Annotated in this window: 17 protein-coding genes; 11 read left to right on the top strand and 6 right to left on the bottom strand. The window is 72.0% G+C overall.

The annotated features are described in order from the left end of the window. The 4 genes from K7G60_RS33695 to K7G60_RS33680 all read left to right on the top strand — a co-directional run. On the top strand, positions 1-825 hold an 825-nt coding region (locus K7G60_RS33695; protein ID WP_225804759.1), incomplete at its 5' end, for an MFS transporter. A 409-nt stretch (positions 826-1,234) separates the two neighbouring features. Beyond that, positions 1,235-4,882 carry a LamG domain-containing protein gene (locus K7G60_RS33690; protein ID WP_225804758.1) on the top strand — a complete coding sequence of 1,216 codons (3,648 nt, stop codon included), beginning with the start codon at positions 1,235-1,237 and terminating at the stop codon, positions 4,880-4,882. A gap of 240 nt (positions 4,883-5,122) precedes the next feature. Next, complete coding sequence (locus tag K7G60_RS33685; RefSeq protein ID WP_225804757.1) at positions 5,123-12,124, top strand: polymorphic toxin-type HINT domain-containing protein; 7,002 nt, start codon at positions 5,123-5,125, stop codon at positions 12,122-12,124. A gap of 42 nt (positions 12,125-12,166) precedes the next feature. Continuing rightward, positions 12,167-12,451, top strand: coding sequence for a hypothetical protein (locus K7G60_RS33680; protein WP_225804756.1), 285 nt, complete (start codon positions 12,167-12,169; stop codon positions 12,449-12,451). A 100-nt stretch (positions 12,452-12,551) separates the two neighbouring features. Here the strand turns inward: K7G60_RS33680 and K7G60_RS33675 are convergent, their stop codons facing one another. Genes K7G60_RS33675 through K7G60_RS33660 form a run of 4 tightly spaced genes read right to left on the bottom strand, consistent with a single transcriptional unit; the run spans position 12,552 to position 15,953 of the window. Further along, entirely contained in the window at positions 12,552-13,157 is a 606-nt protein-coding gene (locus tag K7G60_RS33675; protein ID WP_225804755.1) for a response regulator transcription factor, read from the bottom strand. After that, a complete protein-coding gene (locus tag K7G60_RS33670; RefSeq protein WP_225804754.1) occupies positions 13,154-14,314 on the bottom strand; it encodes a sensor histidine kinase in 1,161 nt (386 codons plus the stop codon). The genes K7G60_RS33675 and K7G60_RS33670 overlap by 4 nt, the downstream gene beginning before the upstream one ends. Before the next feature lie 11 nt (positions 14,315-14,325). Beyond that, positions 14,326-15,048, bottom strand: coding sequence for an ABC transporter permease (locus K7G60_RS33665; protein WP_263986622.1), 723 nt, complete (start codon positions 15,046-15,048; stop codon positions 14,326-14,328). Next, positions 15,045-15,953 (bottom strand): ABC transporter ATP-binding protein, encoded by a 909-nt coding sequence (locus tag K7G60_RS33660; protein ID WP_225804753.1) that lies wholly within the window; start codon positions 15,951-15,953, stop codon positions 15,045-15,047. The genes K7G60_RS33665 and K7G60_RS33660 overlap by 4 nt, the downstream gene beginning before the upstream one ends. A gap of 274 nt (positions 15,954-16,227) precedes the next feature. Between K7G60_RS33660 and K7G60_RS33655 the strand changes: the two genes are divergently transcribed. Genes K7G60_RS33655 through K7G60_RS33645 form a run of 3 tightly spaced genes read left to right on the top strand, consistent with a single transcriptional unit; the run spans position 16,228 to position 19,138 of the window. Then, positions 16,228-17,082: a MaoC/PaaZ C-terminal domain-containing protein gene (locus tag K7G60_RS33655; protein WP_225804752.1), complete on the top strand. Its 855-nt coding sequence runs from the start codon at positions 16,228-16,230 to the stop codon at positions 17,080-17,082. Between the two features lie 24 nt (positions 17,083-17,106). After that, the gene (locus K7G60_RS33650; protein ID WP_225804751.1) at positions 17,107-18,183 is read left to right on the top strand and encodes a Zn-dependent alcohol dehydrogenase; all 1,077 of its coding nucleotides are present in this window, start codon (positions 17,107-17,109) and stop codon (positions 18,181-18,183) included. 13 nt (positions 18,184-18,196) lie between these two features. After that, positions 18,197-19,138, top strand: coding sequence for a 3-oxoacyl-ACP reductase (locus tag K7G60_RS33645; RefSeq protein ID WP_225804750.1), 942 nt, complete (start codon positions 18,197-18,199; stop codon positions 19,136-19,138). Between the two features lie 69 nt (positions 19,139-19,207). Here K7G60_RS33645 and K7G60_RS39015 read toward each other — a convergent pair whose 3' ends face one another. Together K7G60_RS39015 and K7G60_RS33640 are read right to left on the bottom strand one after the other, a co-directional pair. Continuing rightward, complete coding sequence (locus K7G60_RS39015) at positions 19,208-19,342, bottom strand: hypothetical protein (RefSeq protein ID WP_263986620.1); 135 nt, start codon at positions 19,340-19,342, stop codon at positions 19,208-19,210. A 47-nt stretch (positions 19,343-19,389) separates the two neighbouring features. Next, the gene (locus tag K7G60_RS33640; RefSeq protein WP_225804749.1) at positions 19,390-20,529 is read right to left on the bottom strand and encodes a hypothetical protein; all 1,140 of its coding nucleotides are present in this window, start codon (positions 20,527-20,529) and stop codon (positions 19,390-19,392) included. 275 nt (positions 20,530-20,804) lie between these two features. On the opposite strand from K7G60_RS33640, the gene K7G60_RS33635 reads away from it, so the two are divergent. The 4 genes from K7G60_RS33635 to K7G60_RS33620 form a co-directional block, all read left to right on the top strand. Continuing rightward, positions 20,805-21,839, top strand: coding sequence for an ABC transporter substrate-binding protein (locus tag K7G60_RS33635; protein WP_225804748.1), 1,035 nt, complete (start codon positions 20,805-20,807; stop codon positions 21,837-21,839). 75 nt (positions 21,840-21,914) lie between these two features. Beyond that, the gene (locus K7G60_RS33630; RefSeq protein WP_225804747.1) at positions 21,915-22,733 is read left to right on the top strand and encodes a Nif3-like dinuclear metal center hexameric protein; all 819 of its coding nucleotides are present in this window, start codon (positions 21,915-21,917) and stop codon (positions 22,731-22,733) included. Beyond that, complete coding sequence (locus K7G60_RS33625) at positions 22,730-23,473, top strand: zinc ribbon domain-containing protein (RefSeq protein WP_225804760.1); 744 nt, start codon at positions 22,730-22,732, stop codon at positions 23,471-23,473. The genes K7G60_RS33630 and K7G60_RS33625 overlap by 4 nt, the downstream gene beginning before the upstream one ends. Beyond that, a partial coding sequence (locus tag K7G60_RS33620) for a reverse transcriptase-like protein (RefSeq protein WP_225804746.1) occupies positions 23,473-24,217 on the top strand: 745 nt, incomplete at its 3' end. The genes K7G60_RS33625 and K7G60_RS33620, both read left to right, overlap by 1 nt.

Raw genomic sequence — 24,217 nt, 5'->3', positions numbered from 1 at the left:
CTCGACCTGCCGGGCGCCGTCCTCGTCACCGCGGGCCTCGCCACCCTCGCGTACGGCATCGTCCAGACCGAGGCGGCCGGCTGGACCGACCCGGCGACCCTGCTCACGCTCCTCGGCGGCCTCGGGCTCCTCGCGGTCTTCGTGACCGTCGAGGCCCGCGCGGCGGCCCCGCTGATGCCGCTGAAGCTGTTCCGCACGCGGGCGGTTTCGGCGGCCAACGTGGGCATCCTGCTGTGCGGTTCGAGCTCCTTCGGCATGTGGTTCTTCATGACGACGTACGCGCAGAGCGTCCTCGGCTACACCCCGCTCCAGGCCGGTCTCGCCCTCGTCCCCAGCTCCCTCGGCGTCGTCCTGGGCTCGAAGCTGGCGCCGCGCCTGATGCCGGCCGTCGGCGCCCGGAACCTCGCGGCGGCCGGCGCGCTCGTCGGGGCCGCCGGCTTCGCCTGGCAGTCCACGATGACCGCCGAGGGCGACTTCCTGACGACGATCCTCGGCCCCGGGATCCTGATGATGGCCGGCATCGGCCTGGCCACCACCCCGCTGGCCACCCTCGCCACGTCCAGCGCCGCCCCGGGCGACGCGGGCCTGGTCTCCGGCCTCGTCAACACCTCCCGCACGATGGGCGGCGCCCTCGGGATCGCGGTCATGACCACGCTGGCGACCGCCGTCACGGGCCCGACCACGTCCCCCGCCGGCCTCACCGCCGGTTACGCGGCGGCCTTCCGCGTCTCGACGGCCGTCCTCGTCGGCGCGGCCCTGCTGATGCTGGTGTGGCTGCCGAAGAGCACCGGGAAAGTTCCCTCCAAGCGCGATCTCGGCATGTGAGTTGCGTCACCGCCAATGTCGACATGCCGATGTAAGCACTGAGTGTCGAATTCGGATCCACGCATTCCGGTCGGATCGGCGAGGTGGGGTAAGCGGGGTGGTTTGTCCCCTCGAATCGGCGTACAGCCATTTCCCGGGGTCGTGAGTCCGCGACCCCGGGTACATTGCGCTCCGTAATCTTCCTCGCGTTTCGCCTCCCGTCGCCCGGCGGCGGAATCTGGGCCCAATGTCCGAACTGGCGCAGTTTTTGTGCAGGTCAGCGCCTTAGGAAAAAGGTTGACGGTCCTCGCCCCCCATTCGATTCTGTGGTTTCGCTGTGTTCTTTGCGTAACTAGGGGTGGGGATGGTGAAGAGGCAGTGGGCGCGTCAGCGTGCCCGCAGCTCGACGATCGCCTTGTCGGCAATCGTCATGGCGCTGGGACTCCCGGCGCCCGCGGTCCAGGCGACCGCACCGTCGGTCGCGACGGCGAACGACCGGAACGCCGAGCTCGACGAAGGCCACCGCGCGCTCGCGGAGGCGAAGAAGTCGGGTGAGCGCGTCGAGGTCCAGGGCGAGCGCTCCGAGCGGACCACGGTGTTCGCCAATCCGGACGGCTACACGTTCACGCTGGAGCAGTCCACCGTCCCCGTCCGGGTCGCCAGGCCCGGCGGAGGCTGGCAGACGCCGGACGCCACGCTCGTCCGCCGTTCCGACGGCTCGATCGGGCCCAAGGCGGCCTCGGCGGTCATGACCTTCTCGCGCGGCGGCTCCGAGGACCCGCTCGTCTCGATCGAGGAGCAGGGACGTTCCCTGGAGCTCGACTGGCAGGGCTCCCTGCCGGCGCCGGTCATCGACGGCAGCAGCGCCGTCTACCGCGAGGTGCTCCCGGACGTCGACCTGAAGGTGACCGCCACCGTCGAGAGCTTCCAGCACGTGCTGGTCGTCAAGACGCCGAAGGCGGCGGCCAACCCGAAGCTGAAGGAACTGACCTTCGGGCTGAAGGCCAAGGGCCTGGACGTCCGCAAGGGCGCGGCGGGCAACCTCACCGCCGTCGACGCGACCGGCAAGACGGTCTTCCGCGCCCCGCCGGCGCAGATGTGGAACTCGGCCGGCCGGTCCGCCGCGACCCCGGCCGTCCAGCAGAAGCAGGCGCCGGCCGCGGACGGAAGGCCCTCCGGCTCGGACGCCTCCCGCATCGAGCGCGCCCCGTCCGGCAAGGGCCTCGCCCCCGGCCAGGGCGACAAGGTCGCCCGGATGGGCGTCAAGCTCGGCAAGGGCTCGCTGTCGGTCGTCCCGGACGCCGCCATGCTCGCCACGCGCGACGCCTCCGCCTTCCCGCTCTTCATCGACCCGACGGTCACCTGGGGCGAGTCGGAGCGCACGCTGCTGCGCAGCGACGGCTACGAGTCGTACGGCTGGGGCAACGGCAGCGACGGCCGCGGCCAGGGCGTCGGCGAGTGCGGCAGCTGGAACGGCTACTACTGCGGCCCCGGCTACGTCCAGCGCCTGTACTTCGAGTTCGCCCCCGACCAGCTCAAGGGCAAGCGCGTCCTCGACGCGACGTTCGCCGTGACCGAGCCGTGGGCCTTCCAGTGCGACCCGCGCACGGTCGACCTGGTCCGCACCGACAACATCTCCTCCGCCACGACCTGGGCCGGCCGGCCCAAGGAGCTGGACTGGATGGTCGACCGGTCCGTGTCCGCCGGCCGCGGTTCGCTCTGCGACCCGGACTCCCCGGACGCGCCGATCGAGTTCAACGACAACCCGGAGGAGACCAACGAGAACCTCACGCCGACCGTCGCCTCCTTCGCGGCCGGCAACTTCTCGCGGCTCACGCTCGAGCTGCGCGCCCACGACGAGACCGACACCTCGGCCTGGAAGCGATTCAAGGACGACGCCGTCCTCCGCGTCAGCTACGTCGCCTACCCGGCGAAGCCGACCGGCGTCGGCATCGTGGGCGGATCCGGCACGGTGTGCAGCACCAACGCGGCCGACCCGACGGTCGTCTCCGACCCGACCCCGACCCTGAACTCGACGCCGCAGACCGCGGCGGGCGGTGAGAGCGGCGCCAAGCTGAAGGCGTGGTTCCGGATCGAGAAGCAGGCCACGGACGGCACCTGGTCCGGCTCGGGCCTCGCGAGTCCCTCCGGCACCGGCTTCGTCGGCGACAACGTCAAGGTCACGACCTCCTGGCCCAGCACCCTCACCGAGGGACCGCTGCACCGCTACACCTCGCTGACGCAGGTCTACTACGACAACGGCACCCACGCGCAGTCCTCGGGCTACGCCAACTGGTGCTACTTCAAGGTCGACCCGACCGCGCCCAAGAAGCCCACCATCGCCTTCAACGGCCCGTACGTCGAGTGCCTGCCCAACGACTGCCCGGCCGGCGGTGCCCCCGGGGTGGTCGGCGGCTTCACCTTCGGCCCCGCCGTCGGCGACACCAACAACAAGTCGTACGAGTGGCGTCTGGCCCCCTCCACCACGTGGAACGTGCTGGCGGCCGGCGTCCTCAAGGCGAACGTCACGCCCCCGGCCTCCGGCACGTACACCCTCGAGGTCCGCGCCAAGGACACCCTGGGACGCGCCGGCGCCACGAACGCCGTCCTGTTCAAGGTGGCGACCGGTGCCGACGCCGTCGGCCGCTGGCGCTTCGACGAGGCGACCGGCGCGGCCCTCGACAGCGCTCCCACGGGCGGCGAGTCCGACGCGACGCTCATCGCGCCGGCGACCCGGGACGACCACGGCCGCCGCGGCCTGATCACCCACGACGCCCAGGGCCTGCCGCTGGCCGCCCCGGTGACCGACAAGGGCCTCGCCCTGACCGGCGCCACCGGCTACGCCGCCACCGCGGGCCCCGTCGTGGGCACCGGCTCCTCGTACACCGTCTCCAGCTGGGTCCGCCTCACCGACGGCAGCCGCAACGCGACGGCCCTCGGCCAGGACCCGCTCATGAGCGGCGGCTGGTACAGCGCCTTCTACCTCGGCTACCGCGCCGACTCCAAGAAGTGGGAGCTGCGCACCTCGCCGAAGGACGCCACGGACGGCGACATCAGCAACCAGATCGTGCAGTCCAAGCGGCCCGCCGTGATCGGCGCCTGGACGCACCTGGCCGCCGTGTACGACCACAACACCAAGCTGATCAAGCTGTACGTCAACGGCGAACTCCAGGGCACGCACGCCGTCGCCCCGTCGTGGACGTCCACGGGACGGTTCCAGATCGGCCGCGTCTGGTGGCGCGGCGCGTACTACGACTACTGGAAGGGCTCCATCGACGAGGTCGCCGCGTGGCAGCGGACGCTGACCGACGAGGAGATCTCCGAGGAGGCCCAGCTGCTCCTGCCGGGCGGCATGACCGGAGTGGAGCTGGTGGCCGACTGGAGCGCCACCGGCCTCGCCGACGGCGCCACCACCGTGCCCGACGCCACCTCCGGCTACGGCCGCGCGCTCACCCTCGAACCCGGCGCGACGGTCGCCGGCGAGAAGATCGCGTTCGACGGCGTCAAGGGAGCGGCGAACGCCGCCGGTCCCGTCGTCGACGACTTCGGTTCCTTCACCGTGTCGACGCAGGTCGCGGTGGAGCGCGCCAAGATCGCCTCGATGACCGTCGGCTACGTCGGCCAGGTCGTCGGTGAGCGCACGGCCGACGGATCGTCCTGGGGTCTGTGGTTCAAGCGGACCGGCAGCAAGACGATCTTCGACCCGGAGGCGGGCGAGAACGGCGAGGGCGCGGAGGTGAGCGTCCCGATCGGCCACTGGTTCTTCGGCCGGTTGAACGCCGACGGGTCCACCATCGCCGGCGTGCAGTCGGACGAGGAGGCCGTCTACGACTCGACCGTCCGCCTGACCGGCGTCTTCGACGCCCAGAACGGCCAGATCGCACTCCGGGTCGGTACCTCCCAGAACGGTGACTGGGAGAAGCACGTCGCCCAGATCGGCACGGGCGAGATCGCCGTCGGCAAGGGCATGACCGGTGCGGTGTACAAGCACTTCCTGCCGGCCAAGGTCAGCGACGTGCGGATCTGGACCGGTGCCATGAACAACGAGAACCAGTTCGAGGCACAGCTCGGGTCCTGACCTGAGCGGGCCTCTCGGGCCGGGGGCCGCCGCGCACGCGGCAGCCCCCGGCCCGACCCCTTGAACGGGCGGAAGACGCCCTGAACGAGCGGGCGGAAGGCGCCCCTCGTCACGCCCTCGGACGGCAGTCCGAAGATAACGGGAAGAGCATCTGTGGTATTCGGCACAAGTAGTTCCGACACACGGCAGGGCAGAGCCCGCCGCAGGCGCCGCCGTGCGCTCGTGGTGCTGCCGCTCGCCGTGGCACTCTCCATACCGATCGGCCTCACCCCGGTCGTCGCCGCCGACGGCACGAAGGGCGGCCTCGGCCGCCCCGACCTGCCCGCGCAGCGCGTCAGCAAGGTCAAGCCGGTCACGGAGCCGGGAGCGAAGCAGGCCCGCCGGCAGGTGGCCGAGGACCTGCGGAACAACGCGTCCCAGGCGCTCCGCGCCCGCTCCGAACAGCAGCGCGGCGACACCTGGCCGAAGGCCGGCACCGCCGCCCTGAAGGTCGGCGCCGCCACCGCGTCGCCCGGCGGCCTGCCCGTCACCCTCGCCCCCGCCACCGGCAAGGCCGCCGCGGCCGAGGGAACCGACGCCACCGTCGCCGTCCTCGGCCAGGGCGTGGCGGACAGGCTCGGCATCACCGGCGTCGTCCTCACGGCCGAGGCCGACATCGCGGGCAGGGCCAGGATCGGCGTCGACTACGGGGCCTTCGCCTCGGCGGTGGGCGGCGGCTGGTCCGGACGGCTCCGGCTCGTCCGGCTCCCGGAATGCGCCCTGACCACGCCCGAGAAGGCGGAGTGCCGGACGCAGACCCCGCTCGCCTCCGACAACGACGCCGACACGCACACGGTCTCCGCCGACGTCGACCTCGCCGCCGCGGCCGCCGGGCCCACGACCCAGCTCGGCACCGCCGCGTCCTCGACCAGCGGCGCCACGGTCATGGCCCTCACCACCTCGGGCGGCGGCGGCCAGTCGGCGAACGGCACGGGCGACTACAGCGCCACCCCGCTCACCTCCTCGTCCTCCTGGGCGGCGGGCGGCAGCTCGGGCGCGTTCACCTGGTCGTACGGCCTCTCGGTGCCCCCTGCGGCCGCCGGACCCGCCCCGACCCTGACCATCGCCTACGACTCCGGCAGCATCGACGGCCGCACGGCCACCACCAACAACCAGCCCACCTCCGTCGGCGAGGGGTTCACCCTCACCGAGTCGTACATCGAGCGCAGCTACGGCAGTTGCGACGACGACGGCCACGCGGACATCGGCGACCGCTGCTGGACGTACGACAACGCCCGCATCGTGCTCAACGGCAAGTCCTCCCGTATGGTGAAGACGGCCACGACGGACGTCTGGAAGCTGGAGGGCGACGACGCCTCGAAGGTGACCCGCCTCACGGGCGCCACGAACGGCGACGACGACGGCGAGTACTGGACGGTCGTCAGCGGCGACGGCACGAAGTACGTCTTCGGCCAGGACAAGCTCGACGGCGCCACCACCCAGCGCACCAACTCCACCTGGACCGTGCCGGTCTTCGGCGACGACTCCGGCGAGCCCGGCTACAGCGCCGGCGCCACCTTCGCCGAGCGGGCCGTCACCCAGGCCTGGCGCTGGAACCTCGACTACGTCGAGGACACCCGCGGCAACGCGTCGACCTACTGGTACGACAAGGACGCGAACTACTACAAGAAGAACAAGGCGACCAAGGCCGACGCGGAGTACATCCGCAGCGGCCGCCTGAAGGAGATCACCTACGGCCTGCGCAAGGGTGAGCTCTTCACCGACAAGGCCGACGCGAAGGTCACCTTCGGCTACGCGGAGCGGTGCACGGCGGCGGACTGCACGTCCCTCACCAAGGAGACCGCCGACAAGTGGCCCGACGTCCCCTTCGACGCGATCTGCGCCAAGGACTCGACCGAGTGCCTCACCCAGTCCCCGTCGTTCTTCACCCGCAAGCGCCTCACCGACGTCAGCACCTTCACCTGGAACGCGGCGACCAGCGCCTACGACCCGGTCGACTCCTGGGCGTTCACCCAGCAGTACCTCGACGGCGGTGACATCGGCGACACCTCCGACCAGGTGCTGACGCTCCAGTCGATCAAGCGGACGGCCAAGGCCGGCACCGCGATCACGACGAACCCGCTCTCGTTCACGTACCAGATGCGCCCGAACCGGGTGGACGGCACGGACGACATCCTGCCGCTGACCCGGCCCCGCGTCTCCACCGTCACCTCGGAGACCGGCGCCCTCACCACCGTCGGCATCTCCGCGCCCGAGTGCGTCCGCAGCCAGGTCCTCACCGCGCCGCAGGACACCAACACCCGCAGCTGCTACCCGATGTACTGGAACATCAACGGCGCCGCCGACGCGTCCGTCGACTGGTTCCACAAGTACCGCGTGCTCAGCGTCACCACCTCCGACCCGGCGGGCCAGAACGACACCGTCGAGAACGAGTACTCGTACAGCGGTGCCGCCTGGCACTACAACGACGACCCGTTCACCAAGAAGGCCGAGCGGACCTGGTCCGACTGGCGCGGCTACCGCCAGGTCACGGTCCAGAAGGGATCGAGCAACGCCGCGGTCCGCTCCAAGACGGTCTCCCTCTACATGCAGGGCATGGACGGCGACCCGAACAAGGACGGCACCACCAAGTCCGTGACGCTCGCCCCGCTCGCCCAGCCCGCGATCGGCGCCGCCGGCATCAAGGACGCCGACCAGTACAGCGGCACCCTGCGCGAACAGGTCCTCTACGACGGCACCACCCCGCTCTCGGCCACGGTCAACGACCCGTGGTCGAAGGAGACCGCCCGTCAGACCGGCGTCCCCGACGCCGGCGACCACGTGGCCCGCTTCGTCCGGACGGACAAGACCACCGGGTACACCTACCTCACGGCCTCCGGGACCTGGCGCTCCAGCGCCACCGACACCATCTCCTTCGACGCGGAAGGACGTGCCGTCAAGGTCCTCGACACCGGCGACCTCGCCGCCACCGGTGACGAGACCTGCACCCAGACCTGGTACGCCGACAACGACACCGTCGGACTCAAGAACCTCGTCTCACGCGTGCGCACGGTCGCGCTCGGCTGCACCTTCGCCGAGACGGACCTGAAGCTGGAGAACGCCGACGGCACCCGCGGCAACGTCCTGTCCGACACGGCCACGGCCTACGACGGCCTCGCGTGGACCACCACCATGCAGCCGACCAAGGGGCTTCCCACCTGGGTGGGCCGCGCCACGATCTACGGCACGGGCGGGGCGGTCACCTGGGACAAGGGCACCACCACGACCCACGACGCGCTCGGCAGGCCGACCAAGGTCACCAACGCCGACCTGAAGTCGACCACCACGTCGTACACGCCCGCCACCGCCGGTCCGCTCACGAGGACGCTGCAGACCAACGCCCTGACCCACCAGAACATCACGTACGTCGACCCGCGCCGCGGCCTGCCGGTGCGCATCTACGACGCGAACCTGAAGAAGACCGAGCTCGCCTACGACGCGCTCGGCCGGGTCACGGACGTCTGGCTGCCCAACCGCGACCGGGGCACCCAGAGCCCCAACAGCAAGTACACCTACTCCGTCAGCAACACCAAGCAGTCCTGGGTCTCCAGCGCCACGCTGAACGCCGACGGCGAGACCTACAAGACCACCTACGCGATCTACGACGCGCTGCTGCGGCCCCTCCAGACCCAGCAGCCGACCCCGCAGGGCGGCCGCCTCCTCACCGACACCCGCTACGACTCCCGCGGACTCGCCTACGAGACGTACGCGGACATCTTCGACAACACCAGCACGCCCAACGGCACGTACGCGCGCGCCGAGTACGGCGAGGCGCCCGTCCAGACGCTGACGTCGTACGACGGTGCCGGACGGGCCGTCTCCAGCAGTCTCCTCGTGTTCGGCGTGGAGAAGCAGAAGACGACCACCGGCTACACCGGTGACTCGGTGGCCACCACCGCGCTCGCCGGCGGATCGGCGACCCGCACGATCACCGACGTCCGGGGCAGGACCACGGAGACCCGCGAATACGCGGGCACCAGCCCGGACGACGCGCAGTACGGCGCGACGCTCGGCGCGGCGTACACCTCGACGAAGTTCACTTACACGCCGGACGGCAAGCCGAAGTCCATCACCGGCCCCGACAACGCCGCGTGGACGTACACCTACGACCTGTTCGGCCGCGAGAAGACCGCGACCGACCCGGACAAGGGCGCGTCCACCACCGAGTACGACCTCCTCGACCGGCCGGTGAAGAACACCGCCGGCGGGAAGAGCGTCCTCACCGCCTACGACGGCATCGGTCGCCCCACCTCCACCTGGGAGGGGGAGCAGAAGCCCGAGTACCTGCTCACCAAGCGCACCTACGACGCGCCGCTCAAGGGCTACCCGACGTCGTCGACCCGCTACGTCGGCGGCGAGACCGGCTCGGCCTACACCAAGACCGTCACCGCCTACGACGCGCTCAACCGCCCCACCACGACCGAGCTCGCGCTCCCGTCGGGGGACGCGCTCACCGCCTCGGTCCCGGGCGGCAAGCTGACGTACACCGCCGCGTACCGGATCGACGGGTCCACGGACACCACGTCCGAGCCCGCCCTCGGCGGACTGCCCGCCGAGACGGTCAAGTACGGCTACGGCAGCGTCGGCCAGCTCACCTCGGTCACCGGAACCAGCGGGTACGTACGCAACATCGACTACTCCGCCACCGGCCAGGCCCGGCAGCTAACCCTCGGCATGGGCGGCACCGGTGACCGGAACGTCTACGTCACCAACACCTACGAGGACGGCACCGGCCGCCTGACCAACAGCAACGTCACGGACCAGACGCACCCGTACATGCTGCAGGACCTCACCTACACCTTCGACCAGGCCGGCAACGTCACCTCGATCGCCGACCCGACCACCCTCGGCGGCACCAGCAAGGCCGAGAAGCAGTGCTTCGCCTACGACGGCCACCGCCGCCTCCTCGAGGCCTGGACCCCCGCGTCCCAGAACTGCGCCGACACCCGGGACGCCGCCCAGCTGTCCGGCCCGGCCCCGTACTGGACCTCGTACACCTACAACAAGGCGGGACAGCGGGAGACCGAGACCCAGCACGCCGCCACCGGCGACACCAGGACCACCTACTGCTACGACGCGGCCAACCAGCCGCACGCCCTCCGCTACACGACCACGCGGACGACCACGCCGTGCGCCGCGGTCGACCCGGCCAAGGACAAGGTCTACGGCTACGACAGCCAGGGCAACACCACCAAGCGCCCCGGAGCCACGGGCCAGCAGGACCTGGTCTGGTCCTCGGAGGGCAGGCTCGGCAAGCTCACCGAGGGCGGCAAGGCGACCGAGTACCTGTACGACGCGGACGGCGAGCTGCTGATCCGCGGCACGAAGGACGGCGAACGCGTCCTGTACGCGGGCGCCACCGAACTGCACGTGCCCTCGGGCGGAGGGGCGGTCTGGGCCCAGCGCAGCTACTCCGCCGGCGGCGGCGTGGTCGCCATGCGCTCCACCGAACTCGGCGTCAACAGGCTCACGTTCCTCGCCGGTGACCACCACGGCACCCAGAGCGTCAGCGTCACCTCCGACGCCTCGCAGACGGTCACCAAGCGCTTCATGAGCCCCTTCGGCTCGGAGCGCGGCGGATCCGTCGGCACCTGGGGGAACGACAAGGGCTTCCTCGGCAAGACGCTCGACAAGGCGACCGGCCTCACGCACATCGGGGCCCGGCAATACGACGCGGGCATCGGCCAGTTCATCAGCGTCGACCCGCTGCTCTCCACGGACCAGCACCAGTCGCTGAACGGCTACAGCTACGCCAACCAGCACCCGACGACCACGTCGGACCCGACCGGCCTCAGAGAGACCTGCGGGGCGTACGGAAACTCCTGCACCCCGAGTGGCGGAGAGCTGTCGGGCACGGTCCCGGGGGACGTTCAGCACCCCTCGGATGGCGGTAACACCGACGGTGGAACCGTCACCGCCGGCGCGGGAGAGGCGTCATCGGGAACGGCCAAGTCCGGCGGTGGCGGCGGTGGCGGCGGCAAGTCCGACGACGACTGCCCCTGGTACTCCAAGTGCGGCCTGTCGAACGCCTGGGACAGCACCAAGAAGTTCGCGGTGGAGCACCGCGAGGTGATCTCGGTCGTCACCGAGGTCGTCGTCGGCGGTCTCTGCGTCGGCACGGCGGTCGGTGCCGGCTTCGTCTCGGGCGGCGCCGGATTCGCGGCCGTGGCCGGCTGCGGTGCGGTGGCGGGTGCCGCCGGCGCGGCCGTCAACAACGCTCTGACGCCAGGAGCGGACAACAGCATCACCGGCCAGCTCAATGCCCAGGCCAACGGCGCCATCTGGGGTGCCGCCTCCGGCGTGGTGGGACAGGGTGTCGGGAAGCTCGCTCAGAAGGGCGTCACCAAGCTCGTCGGGAAGATGTCCGGCTGCCACTCCTTCCTGCCCGGCACCAAGGTGCTGATGGCCGACGGCTCGACCAAGGACATCGAGGACGTGGAGGTCGGCGACACCGTCGTCACCACGGACGTCGAGACGGGCGAGACCACGGAGAAGAAGGTCGTCGACACCATCCGGACGGAGGACGACAAGGACTTCACCGAGATCACCGTCGCGACGGGCGACACCCTCTCCACCATCACCGCCACCGACACCCACCCCTTCTGGGTCCCCGCCCTGAAGGAATGGGTCCCGGCCGGCGACCTGCAGACGGGCCAGTGGCTCCGTACGAGCGCGGGTACGCACGTCCAGATCACGGCGCTCAGCTACTACACGAAGCGCCAGACGACGCACGACCTCACGATCGACGACATCCACGCGTACTACGTGCTGGCGGCGTCGACTCCGCTGCTGGTGCACAACTGCGGCACGCCGCCGGCGGACCTGCTCGGTTACGCGGACTTCCTTCAGGCGAACGGGGCCACCGGAAAGGCCGGACCGCATTTCGCTGCCAAATACACCTCACCGTCGGGCCGCAGTTACTTCGGATATAATGGCCACGATCTCAAGGCCGTTCCGGGGGGGCTGCTCGACCGGGCCATTCGCCAGCTCGGAAAGCGGGGGCACAGTGGATGTGCAGAAACTATGTGCCTCATTCTGGCCGAGCGGGCGGAGGGGCAATCGGCTCTGATCAACGGATCGTTCTCCGTGGTCCGGGTGAGAGGACTGGCATCCGGTGGAACGTCCCACGGCTCTCCTGCCACTCCTTGCAAGATAGCCTGTCAGCCACGCCTCGACTGGCTGGGGATCGATCATGCGAAATAGGTCCCGCAGGCAGTGCGGAAAAGGTGGAAGGAGATTCGGGCGATGATGTCAGGCCAGGCTGAGGTGGAATACCGAGAGGCTGTGGACCGGCTCGTTTCCCTTGTGCTCACGGACGATTCGGTTTATCTGGACTCGCTGACCGACCGCGTCCAGGACGAATTGACGACTCCGCTGTCGATGGCTGCCGCAGTCCTTGAGGAAAACGGCAGCATCACCGATTTGGTGAAGGCCGTCGGAGTAGTGCGGGCCGCGGCGGATCTGGTGAGGTCCGAGCTGCCGCACGAGCTGCGGGAAATGATCGAAGCCCTGCGGTTCACGGGCCGCTGAGACCCTCCGCACCCGACGCGTGGCCGTCGGTGCCCCGGCGTCCCGGCGGCGTCACGACGAGGCCCTCCCTGGCGTCCCAGGGAGGGCCTCCTCCGTTCTTCTACAACCACCCCTGCCGCCGCGCCGCCCGCACCGCCTCCATCCGGTTCCGCGTGCCCGTCTTGCCGATCGCCGAGGAGAGGTAGTTCCGTACGGTCGACTCCGAGAGGTGCAGGGTCGCGGCGATGTCCGCGATCGTCGCGCCGTCCACCGCCGCCGCCAGGGCGTCCCGCTCACGGGCCGTCAGCGGGTTCGGGCCCGCGCCGAGGGCCGCCGCCGCGAGGGCCGGGTCGATCACCGTCTCGCCCCGCAGCACCTGCCGGACCGCCTCGGTCAGGTCCTCCACGGGGCCGTCCTTCACGAGGAAGCCCGCCGCGCCCGCCTCCATCGCCCGGCGCAGGTAGCCGGGGCGGCCGAAGGTGGTGAGGATCAGGACCTTGCAGTCCGGGACCTCGTCCCGCAGGTCCGCCGCCGCGTCCAGGCCCGAACGCCCCGGAAGCTCGATGTCGAGCAGGGCCACGTCCGGGCGTGCGACGAGCGCCGCGTCGACGATCTCGTCCCCGCGTCCGACCTGGGCGACGACCTCGATGTCGTGCTCCATCCCGAGCAGCAGGGCCAGCGCCCCGCGCATCATGCCCTGGTCCTCGGCGAGCAGCAGTCTGATCATTCCGTGGGCTCCCCCTCGTCCGGTGCGGGGGTCTCCACGGGGAGCTCCGCGGTGACCCGGAACCCGCCGCGCGGAGCCGGTCCCGAGTCAAGGGTGCCGCCTGCCGCGGCGACCCGCTCGCGCAGGCCGCGCAGGCCGCTGCCCGGGGCGGCGTCGGAGGGGCCGTGGCCGTTGTCGGTGACGGTGAGGCGGGCGCGGTCGGCGGTGCCGGTGAGGTCGATCTCGCAGCGGGTGGCGCCGCTGTGCCGGATCGCGTTGGTCGCCGACTCCCGCACCACCCAGCTCAGCAGGGCCTCCGTCTGGGGCTCCAGGAGCGGGCCCGAACGGCGTACGACCGGTTCGATGCCGGCCGAGGAGAGCGCGTCGCGCGCCCGGTCCAGTTCGGTGGCGAGGCCGCCCTCGCGGTAGCCGGTGACCGCCTCGCGGATCTCGGTCAGCGCCTGGCGGCCCACGGACTCGATGTCCGCGACCTGCGCGAGGGCCGCGTCCAGGTCGCGCGGGGCGAGCCGCCGGACGACCTCCGACTTCACCACGATCACCGAGAGGGTGTGGCCGAGCAGGTCGTGCAGGTCGCGCGAGAACCGCAGCCGCTCCTTCTCCACTGCCGTACGGGCCAGCTCCTCGCGGGTCTCGCGCAGCTCCCGGACCGTCTCGTCGAGCGCGAGGATCGCCGCCGTCACCATGATCGAGATGAACGTGCCGTACACGACGCCGACGGAGCCCCAGTCGTCCTTCCAGAAGGTCACCGCCCCGGCCGCGACGACCAGAGGGAACGCGATCAGGGGCAACCACTTGCCCCGTCGGACCACCGCGCCGACCGTGAGGCCCAGGAGCGGGAAGAGCAGCAGCCACTCCCGGCCGTAGCCGATGGCGAGGGCGAAGGTGAGCGCGCCGAGGGCGACGAGGAGCCACCAGGTCGGCGGGGCCTCGCGACGGCGGCGGTCGAAGGCCCGGAAGACGATCGCGATGTACAGGGTGTTGAAGGCGAGGAGGCCGAGGCCGCCGATCCACGGGTTCGGCGCCTCCCCGTCGAGGAGGTGGGAGAGCGCGCCCAGGCCCATGAGGAGCCAGGGGAGGAGACTCGGCCCGCTCGGCCCCCGGTCCGCCAGACACTTTCTCCGTACCGTCACGGCCCGTCCCCACACGCTGTCGGTCATGTCCGCTCCCCCTACGCCGTCCTCGCCGAACGACGGTACGAGACCGCCGCGTACGTCCCGAACAGGGCCGCCCAGGCGGCGATGACCGCGAGCGCCGCCGCGCCCGGGGCGTGGCCGCCGGCGACCGAGACGCCGAGCTCGGCGAAGCGGTTGGTGGGGGTGTACGCGGAGAGGGACCGCAGCCAGTCGGGGAAGAGGCCCACCGGGAACCACAGGCCGCCGAGGACGGCGAGGCCCAGGTTGCCGGCGATGTTCGCGACCCCGGTCGTCTGCGCGGTGAACCGGTAGCCGTTGCCGATGCCCAGGAGGGTGAAGGGGAGCGAGCCGAGCCAGAGGACGAGGGCGACCGCGGCCCACTCCCAGGCCGCCAGGCGGACGCCGTTGACGAGGCCGCCGGCGAGGAGGACCCCGACGATCGACGGCAGCACCACCACCGAGCCGGTGAGGGCGCGGCCGGTGACGACCTGGTGCGGGCTCATCGGGGTGATCCGCAGCTGCCGCAGCCAGCCGGACCCCTTGTCCTCGGCGACGCCGGTGCCGATCGACAGGGCGGCGCCCAGCGCGCCGTACGCCGCCATGCCGACCATGGAGGCGGCCTTCCATCCCTCCTCGTTCTGGCCGCCGAGGTTGGTGAAGAGCAGGTACATCATCACCGGGACGGCGACGGTGCCGAGGGCGAAGCCGGTGTCGCGCAGGGTGCGGCGGACTTCGAGGCGTACGTACTCGGTGATCATCGGGTCGTCTCCAGGGGGCGGGCGTGCGCGGTGAGGGCGAGGAAGGCGTCGTTGAGGGACACGGGGGTGACTTCGAGGCCCCGGATCGCGTTCCGCCCGGCGAGCGCGCGGACGGTCGCGTCGGAGTCGTCGGTGTGGAGCCGGGCGCGGTCGCCGCGGATCTCCACGGAGGTCACGCCGGGGAGCAGGGTCAGGCCCTCGCTGGGGGCGCCGGCCAGGTCGAAGGAGACCAGGCTGCCGCCGGCCGCGCGCTTGAGCTGCTCGCTCGTGCCGTCGGCGAGGACGCGGCCGGAGTCGATGACGACGATCCGGTCGGCGCGGGCGTCGGCCTCCTCCAGGTAGTGGGTGGAGAAGAGGACGGTGTTGCCGCGCCGGGCGTAGCCGCGCATCGAGTCCCAGAAGGCCTCGCGGGCCTCGACGTCGAGGGCGGCGGTGGGCTCGTCGAGGACGATCAGCTCGGGGTTGCCTGCGAGGGCGACGGCGAAGCGGACGCGCTGGACCTGGCCGCCGGAGAGGCGGTCGACCCGGCGGTCGGCGAGTTCGGTGAGGCCGGCGAGCGCGAGGGCCTCGGCGACCGGCAGGGGCTTCGGGTAGGTGCGGGCGACGAAGGCGACGAGCTCGCGGACGGTGGTCCGGGGGACCGGGCGGCCGTCCTGGAGCATCGCGCCGGTCCGGCCGGCCGCGACGGCGCGGGCCGGGGCGTCGCCGAAGAGCCGCACCTCGCCGCCGTCGGGCTCGTCGAGGCCGAGGAGCAGGCCGATGGCGGTGGACTTGCCGGCGCCGTTGCGGCCGAGGAGGGCGACGGTCTCGCCGCGCCGGACGGTGAGGTCGATGCCGTCCACGGCGCGGACCGGTCCGAAGGACCGGGTGACTCCGGTGAGGGCGACCGCTGTCTCGTTCTCCATGGGGACGACGCTACGAATCGGGGGCCGCGGCCCGGCAGGCGCGGATGTACGGAACCGGCCGTGACGAATGTCCCGGGCGCCTTGCCCAGAAGGGTTTCTGACGTATCGTCAGGAGGGTTCACAACTTCTGCCGCCTCGGCTATACATGGGGTCCACCGACCTAGAACGCGTTCTAGAACGGCCGCGTACGGGACGGTCCCCGCACGGCCTCGGTGCGGCCGACGGTGCGGACGGCCGCGCCGAGGTCTTCCACGGAACGAGGAGCAGCAGCCCGATGCCCATCGACCCCGCCAAGGCCGTCGCCGCCGAACCCCGCAGCGCCGAGATCTCCTGGGACCACAAGGACGTCCAGCTCTACCACCTGGGCCTCGGAGCGGGCGTCCCCGCGACCGACCCCGACGAGCTCCGCTACACCCTGGAGTCCCGGCTCCACGTCCTGCCCAGTTTCGCCACCGTCGCGGGCGCCGGCATGGGCGTCGTCGGCGGACTCTCCGCCCCCGGCATCGACATCGACCTCGCCGCCGTCCTGCACGGCGGCCAGTCGATCACCCTCCACCGGCCCCTCCCCACCGGCGGCCGGGCCGTCTCCACCTCCCGCGTCGCCGCCGTGTACGACAAGGGCAAGGCCGCCGTCCTCGTCCTGCGCTCCGAGGCCGCCGACGAGGAAGGCCCGCTCTGGACCAGCGACGCCTCGATCTTCGTGCGCGGCGAGGGCGGCTGGGGCGGCGACCGCGGCCCCTCCGAACGCCTCCCGCTCCCGGACCGGGCGCCCGACGCCTCCGTCGAACGGCCGATCCGCGAGGAACAGGCCCTGCTCTACCGACTCTCCGGGGACTGGAACCCGCTCCACGCCGACCCCGAGTTCGCCAAGCTCGCCGGCTTCGACCGGCCGATCCTGCACGGACTCTGCTCGTACGGCATGACCCTCAAGGCGGTGGTGGACACGCTGCTCGGCGGGGACGTCACCCGCGTCCGCTCGTACCGCACGCGCTTCGCCGGGATCGTCTTCCCCGGCGAGACCCTGCGCATCCGGATGTGGGCCGGCGACGGCCGCGTCCAGGTGGCGGTGACGGCCGTGGAGCGCGACGACGCCCCGGTCCTCGCCGACACCCTCGTCGAACACTCGTAGATCCGTTCCGGAGGGAGCCGCACCATGCGCGCAGCCGTACTGCACGAGATCGGCCAGGACAAACTCGAAGTCCTCGACGACGTCGAGGCGGTGGGCTTCGGCCCCGGCAAGGTGCGGATCCGGGTGCGGGCCACCGGCCTGTGCCACTCCGACGTCTCCGCCATGAGCGGCGTCCTCCCGCAACCCGCCCCCTTCGTCCCCGGCCACGAGGGCGCCGGCGAGATCCTCGACGTCGGCGACGGCGTCACCGGGCTCGCGCAGGGCCAGCGGGTCCTGCTCTGCTGGCTGCCCGCCTGCGGCAGTTGTCCCGCCTGCAGGCGCGGCCAGACCCAGCTGTGCCTGGCCGGCTTCATGAACGCCGGCACGCCCAACTTCAAGCGCCCCGGCGGCGACGTCTTCGGCTTCGCAGGCACCGGCACCTTCACCGAGGAGGTCGTCGTCGACGCGGGCTGCGCCGTCCCGATCCCCGACGACGTGCCCTTCGACATCGCCGCCCTCATCGGCTGCGGCGTCACCACCGGCCTCGGGGCCGCCGTCAACACGGCGAAGGTGGAGGCCGGTTCGTCGGTCGCCGTCATCGGCTGCGGCGGCGTCGGCATCTCCGCGATCCAGGGCGCCAGGCTCCAGGGCGCCGCCCAGATCGTCGCCGTCGACCCCGTCGAGTCCCGGCGCGAGGCCGCGCTGGGGTTCGGCGCCACCGAGGCGGTCGCCCCCGAGGCGCTCGCCGACGCCAAGCAGCGGATCACCGGCGGCGAGGGCTTCGACTACGTCTTCGAGGTCGTCGGCAGGTCCGCCACCGCCCGCACCGCGTACGAGACGACCCGGCGCGGCGGCACCCTCTGCGTCGTCGGCGCGGGCGCCCTCGACGACTTCCTCCAGCTCAACATGTTCGAGCTGTTCTTCGACGAGAAGCGGATCCTGCCCTCCATGTACGGGGGCGGGGACGTGCTCCGCTCGTACGAGCGCGCCATCGCGCTCTGGCGGGCCGGCCGCATCGACCTGGAGTCGCTCATCACCCACCGGGTGCCGCTGGCGGGCATCAACGAGGCCCTGGAGCAGATGCGGACCGGCGCGGCCCTCCGTACCTGCATCGAGATCTGAGAGGACTCCGGTCATGTCACTGCCTCTTGAGGGGCTGAGCGCGATCGTCACCGGCGCCGGGCGAGGCCTCGGCCGCGCCGAGGCCCTGGAACTGGCCCGGCTCGGCGCCGCCGTCGTCGTCAACGACTACGGGCAGCCCGGCCGCGACGGCTCGGGGGAGGCCTCCGCCGCACCCGCCGAGGAGGTCGCGGCGGAGATCCGCGCGGCGGGCGGCCGGGCGGTCGCGCACCTCGGCGACGTCTCCGACTTCGAGACGGCGCGGGCCCTGGTCGACCTGGCGGTGGCCGAGTTCGGGAAGCTGGACGTGCTGGTCAACAACGCGGGCATCCTGCGCGACCGGATGGTCTTCTCGATGAGCGAGGACGAGTGGGACTCGGTCGTACGCGTCCACCTCAAGGGCCACTTCAACACCACCCACTTCGCGGCGGTGCACTGGCGCGGCCGCGCCAAGGCGGGCGAGAGCGGCGTCTACGGCCGCATCGTCAACACCTCCTCGGAGGCCTTCCTCGCGGGCTCGGCCGGCCAGCCGAACTACGCGGCGGCCAAGGGCGGCATCGTGGGCCTGACCACCTCGTCGGCGCTCGCGCTCGCCCGGTACGGGGTGACGGTGAACGCGATCTGCCCGCGGGCCAGGACGCGGATGACGGAGGACGTCTTCGCGGGCTTCGGAGAACCGGCGGAGGGCGAGCTCGACCCGCTGTCCCCGGACCACGTGGCACCGCTCGTCGGCTATCTGGCGTCCCCGGCGGCGGCCGGGGTCAACGGGCAGCTGCTCGTCGTGCACGGCGGGATGGTGGCGGTGGTGGACCGGCCGAAGGTCTCGGCCAAGTTCGACACGGCCAAGGAGGCGTTCACGTACGAGGAGCTGGACTCCCTCCTGACCCCGCACTACGCGTCCCGCCCGGCGGGCGAGACCTTCGCGGCGACGGAGGTGCTGGGTCTGAAGAAGGGCTGAGCCACGGAGGCCGCGGTGGGGAAGGACGAAGGGCCCCGGGGTCGCCCCGGGGCCCTTCGCCGTCTTCCCTCAGTGCGCGTGGGCGTCGCCCTCGCGGCGGTGCCGGCCGTGCGGCGAGGACGTGGAGTCCTCCGCCGGGGACGCCTGACCGCGGTGCTTCCCGGAGCCGTGCGACTCCGTACCCTGCGTGCTTGCTTCGGACATGCTGGAACTCACCCCGTACGTCTTGCTCTTGCTGTGCGGCCGTGAGTCTAACGAGCCGGCCCGCGGTCCGTCAGAGGTGCCTGCTGCAAAGGCACCGGACGGCACACCCGGGGCTCCTCGACGACCACCGGCGCGGGCTCGGGCTCCGGCTCCGGCGGCACCTCAAGTCCGGCGAGCCCGCACGGCACCTCGGCCGTCGCGTACGGCAGCCGCAGCACGCCCTCGGCCGTCCACAGGCCCGCTCCGGCCAGCCAGCCCTGGGGCGCGGCCAGCTGGGCCATCCGGCGGGACGAGGGCTGCCAGGCGCCCACCCAGCTGCCGCCCGCCGCGTCGATCCGCAGCGCCACCGCGCAGCCCTCCGGCATCAGCACCTGTCCCGGCTGCACCGCGAACGGCGTCACGGCCGCGTCGTCGAGCCGCAGGCACTCGGGGAAGCGCACCGGCAGCAGGCTCCCGAGCACGCCCCAGCCGAGCCGGTCGTGCCCCGGGGACGGCGCGTCCGAGCGGATCAGGAGCAGTCCGCTGTCCGGGTCCGCGAGCAGCAGCCGGTCGTCGCTCTCCTCGGTGATCTGGAGCAGCGGCGTCACCTCCCCGCCCCGCTCCAGGTCGACGGCGACGGCCTTCACCGGCCCGTCGTCGAGCCGCCGGTCGAGCGCGAGCATCCGGCCCGTGCGGTCGAGCCACACCCCGCCCGTGCAGCGGCCCTTGACCTCCGCCACCTGCTCGGGACCGAAGGCCCCGCCCGCCACCAGCCACAGCGTCGTCGTGTCGGGACCGACGCACATCGCGTACGCGCAGATGCCGTCCGGCGAGGGCGGGAGCAGCACCAGCCGCTCGGAGCCGGGCGCCTCCACCGCGCCGAGCCGGAGCTCGCCGGTGGCCGGGCCGGTGGGGTACAGCAGCGAGAACGTGTTCCGTCGCCCGTCGACGCGACGGGCGACGAGGACCCGGCCGTCCGCGAGGGGCAGCAGCCGGCTGCCGGGATCCTCCGGCTGGTCGAGGGGGAGCGGCACGGCGTAAGGCTCGGGGCCGTCGAGGGTCCACCTCTCCACGTACAGGGCGTCACCCTCGCCCGCGAGCCTGGCCGCGTACGCGCCGTTGGCCGTGATGGTGAAGCCGGCCGACCCGGTGGGGTACTGCTCGCGGTCGTCGTCCTCGGCCGTGGTCTCGATGGCACACGCTGTCATCGACTCGTCACCTCCGGCCACGAAGCTAGTTTTCGCACTTCCAGCCGAACAACACGAGCCCGCCCACTTCACACATAAGGGTGGCCCTCCGGCGGTTCGGCCGATGGGGAGGGGGCGGTTGTGCTGGAGTGGCCCATGGTGAGTAAGGTAAGGCGAACCTAAGTGGAGGCTGCGCTTCCGCTGGGCCGTGTCCGCATGCCCCGCCGGAGCCGTCCGCGTACCCCGCCGGGGCGGCCCGTGATCCCCGCCGGGACGACCAGTACAGGAGCCTTCCCATGTCCCTCCGCCGCCGCGGCACCGCCGCCGCCGTCGCCCTCACCGCCGCGCTCTCGCTCGCGGCCTGCGGAGGGGGCGACGGGTCCTCCGGCCCCGCCGAGAAGGGGGACGCGGCCAAGAAGAAGGACGTCGCCGCCGGCGGCAAGGACTTCGGCGACGCCGCCGCCGAGACCGCGGCCATGGGCACCGACGCGAAGCCCGGCCAGTTCCCCCGCACCCTCACCCACGCCCTCGGCACGACCGAGCTGAAGGCCGCCCCCAAGCGGGTCGTCGTCCTCGACGTCGGCGAACTCGACAACGTCGTCTCCCTGGGCGTCAAGCCCGTCGGCTACGCCCCCTCCGAGGGCGACGACGGCATCCCCAGCTACCTCGCCAAGGACGCCGGCACCCCGAAGTCCGTCGGCACCATCAACAACCTCAACCTGGAGGCCATCGCCGACCTCCGGCCCGACCTCATCCTCGGCAGCCGGCTCCGCGCCGCCGACAAGTACGACGAGCTGTCGAAGATCGCGCCCACCGTGTTCTCCATCCGCCCGGGCTTCACCTGGAAGGAGAACTACCTCCTCAACGCCGCCGCGCTCGACCGGACCGCCGAGGCGAAGGCGAAGCTCGCCGCGTACGAAACCAAGGCGAAGCGGCTCGGCACGGACATCGGCCCGAACAAGCCGACCGTCTCGATGGTCCGCTACCTCCCCGGCAAGATCCGCCTCTACGCCAGGGCCTCCTTCATCGGCACGATCCTGGAGGACGCCGGCCTGCCCCGGCCGAAGAACCAGCAGATCGACGAGCTGGCGGCCGAGATCAGCCCCGAGAGGATCGACGAGGCCGACGCCGGCTGGATCTTCACCGGCGTCTACGGCGACGCCGAGGCCACCAAGAAGGACACCGCCCAGGCCAACCCGCTCTGGAAGAACCTCGAGGCCGTCAAGGCCGGCCGGGCCAAGGACGTCCCGGACGAGACCTGGTACCTCGGCCTCGGCGTCACGGCCGCGGACAGCGTCCTCGACGACCTGCGCGAGGACCTGGTCAAGTAGGCCCGGACGAGGTCGTCCACGGGCCGGGACTTCGGCCAGAGCAAGGGGGCACGAGGGGCAGGTAGCCTTTCCCTCGTGCCCCGTCTGTCTGAAGTCATCGCCGAGCTCGACGCCCTCTGGCCGCCAGAGCGAGCCGAGTCGTGGGACGCCGTCGGCACCGTCTGCGGCGACCCCGACGCCGAGGTCACCCGCGTCCTCTTCGCCGTGGACCCCGTCCAGGAGATCGCCGACGAGGCGATCGCCCTCGGCGCCGACCTGATCGTCACCCACCACCCGCTCTACCTGCGCGGCACGACGACGGTCGCGGCCGGCCACTTCAAGGGCCGCGTCGTGCACACCCTCATCAAGAACGACATCGCCCTCCACGTCGCGCACACCAACGCCGACACCGCCGACCCCGGCGTCTCCGACGCCCTCGCCGGCGCGCTCGACCTCCGGGTCACCGGACCCCTCGTCCCCGAGAACAACCTCGGCCGGATCTGCGAGCTCGACCGCCCCGAGACCCTCGCCGACTTCGCCGCCCGCGCGGCGAAGCGGCTGCCCGCCACCGCGCAGGGCATCCGGGTCGCCGGCGACCCCGCCATGACCGTGCGCCGCGTCGCCGTCAGCGGCGGCTCCGGCGACAGCCTCTTCGACGCCGTCCGCGCCGCGGGCGTCGACGCCTTCCTCACCGCCGACCTGCGCCACCACCCGGTCTCCGAGGCCACCCAGCACTCTCCGCTGGGCCTGGTCGACGCCGCACACTGGGCCACCGAATGGCCCTGGTGCGAGCAGGCCGCCGCCCAGCTCGACGAGATTTCCGACCGCCACGGCTGGGACCTCCGCGTCCACGTCTCGAAGACGGTCACCGACCCCTGGTCCTCCCACCACACCTCTCCTGGAGCCCCCAACTGAACGCCGCGCCCGCCGACCAGATCCGCCTCCTCGACGTCCAGGCCCTGGACGTCCGCCTCCAGCAGCTCGCCCACAAGCGCCGCTCGCTGCCCGAGCACGCCGAGATCGAGGCGCTGACCAAGGACCTCACCCAGCTGCGCGACCTGCTCGTCGCCGCGCAGACCGAGGAGAGCGACTGCGGCCGCGAGCAGACCAAGGCCGAGCAGGACGTCGACCAGGTCCGCCAGCGCGCCGCCCGCGACCAGCAGCGGCTCGACTCCGGCGCCGTCTCCTCCCCGAAGGACCTGGAGAACCTCCAGCGCGAGATCGTCTCCCTCGCCAAGCGCCAGGGCGACCTGGAGGAGATCGTCCTCGAGGTCATGGAGCGCCGCGAGGCCGTCCAGGAGCGCCTCGCCGAGCTGACCGAGCGGGTCGCCGCCGTGCAGTCCAAGGTGGACGACGCCACCGCGCGCCGCGACGCCGCGCAGGCCGAGCTGGACACCGAGTCCGCCTCCGTCGCCAAGGAGCGCGAGCTCGTCGCGGGAGCCGTCCCGGCCGACCTGATCAAGCTGTACGAGAAGCTGCGCGAGCAGCAGGGCGGCGTCGGCGCGGCCCGGCTCTACCAGCGCAAGTGCGAGGGCTGCCACATCGAGCTCAACATCACCGAGCTCAACGAGGTCCGCGCCGCCGCCGCGGACACGGTCGTCCGGTGCGAGAACTGCCGCCGGATCCTCGTCCGCACCTCGGAGTCCGGCCTGTAATGCGCGAACTCGTGGTCGAGGCGGACGGCGGCTCCCGGGGCAACCCGGGGCCCGCCGGCTACGGCGCGGTCGTCCTCGACCCGGCGACGGGCGAGACCCTCGCGGAGGCCGCCGAGTACATCGGCGTGGCCACGAACAACGTCGCCGAGTACAAGGGCCTGGTGGCGGGCCTGAAGGCGGCCCGGGAACTGTTCCCGGACGCCCTCGTCCACGTCCGCATGGACTCCAAGCTGGTCGTCGAGCAGATGTCCGGCCGCTGGAAGATCAAGCACCCCGACATGAAGCCGCTCGCGGCCGAGGCCGGACGGGTCTTCCCCGCAGGCCGCGTCCGCTACGAGTGGATCCCGCGCGAGCGGAACAAGCACGCGGACCGGCTCGCGAACGAGGCGATGGACGCGGGCAGGCGGGGCCGCCAGTGGGAGCCCGCCGCCTCCACGGCCGCCCTGGACGCCTCGGCCGCACGCAACGCCACGACCCCGCCCCCGTCGGGCCCGCCCGGCGACGCGACGGCGGGCGCGGCCAGAGCCCGAGCGGCGCTGGCGGGCACCGGTACGACCGGGGGCCCCGGTACGGGCGGCACGGGTACGACCGGGGGCACCGGTACGGGCTCGGGCTCGGGTGCCTGGCCGGACGCCGCGTCGCGCCCGACGACCCGGGACCACGGACCGGACGACGGACCGGACGACGGCCTGTTCGCCGCCGAGGAGGCCGTCGCGGCCTCGGTCGCCTCCGGCGACTTCGAGG

Source organism: Streptomyces sp. NK15101 (assembly GCF_020400725.1).
Classification (GTDB): Bacteria; Actinomycetota; Actinomycetes; order Streptomycetales; family Streptomycetaceae; genus Streptomyces.
Note: the sequence above shows the minus strand (reverse complement) of the source record. Positions and strands in the feature narration are given on the sequence as shown.

Excerpts from the sequence above, each read along its gene's own strand:
- K7G60_RS33690 (WP_225804758.1), top strand. The coding sequence starts at position 1,235 with ATGGCGCTGGGACTCCCGGCGCCCGCGGTCCAGGCGACCGCACCGTCG.
- K7G60_RS33680 (WP_225804756.1), top strand. The coding sequence starts at position 12,167 with ATGATGTCAGGCCAGGCTGAGGTGGAATACCGAGAGGCTGTGGACCGG.
- K7G60_RS33675 (WP_225804755.1), bottom strand. The coding sequence starts at position 13,157 with ATGATCAGACTGCTGCTCGCCGAGGACCAGGGCATGATGCGCGGGGCG.
- K7G60_RS33670 (WP_225804754.1), bottom strand. The coding sequence starts at position 14,314 with ATGACCGACAGCGTGTGGGGACGGGCCGTGACGGTACGGAGAAAGTGT.
- K7G60_RS33665 (WP_263986622.1), bottom strand. The coding sequence starts at position 15,048 with ATGATCACCGAGTACGTACGCCTCGAAGTCCGCCGCACCCTGCGCGAC.
- K7G60_RS33660 (WP_225804753.1), bottom strand. The coding sequence starts at position 15,953 with ATGGAGAACGAGACAGCGGTCGCCCTCACCGGAGTCACCCGGTCCTTC.
- K7G60_RS33655 (WP_225804752.1), top strand. The coding sequence starts at position 16,228 with ATGCCCATCGACCCCGCCAAGGCCGTCGCCGCCGAACCCCGCAGCGCC.
- K7G60_RS33650 (WP_225804751.1), top strand. The coding sequence starts at position 17,107 with ATGCGCGCAGCCGTACTGCACGAGATCGGCCAGGACAAACTCGAAGTC.
- K7G60_RS33645 (WP_225804750.1), top strand. The coding sequence starts at position 18,197 with ATGTCACTGCCTCTTGAGGGGCTGAGCGCGATCGTCACCGGCGCCGGG.
- K7G60_RS39015 (WP_263986620.1), bottom strand. The coding sequence starts at position 19,342 with ATGTCCGAAGCAAGCACGCAGGGTACGGAGTCGCACGGCTCCGGGAAG.
- K7G60_RS33640 (WP_225804749.1), bottom strand. The coding sequence starts at position 20,529 with ATGACAGCGTGTGCCATCGAGACCACGGCCGAGGACGACGACCGCGAG.
- K7G60_RS33635 (WP_225804748.1), top strand. The coding sequence starts at position 20,805 with ATGTCCCTCCGCCGCCGCGGCACCGCCGCCGCCGTCGCCCTCACCGCC.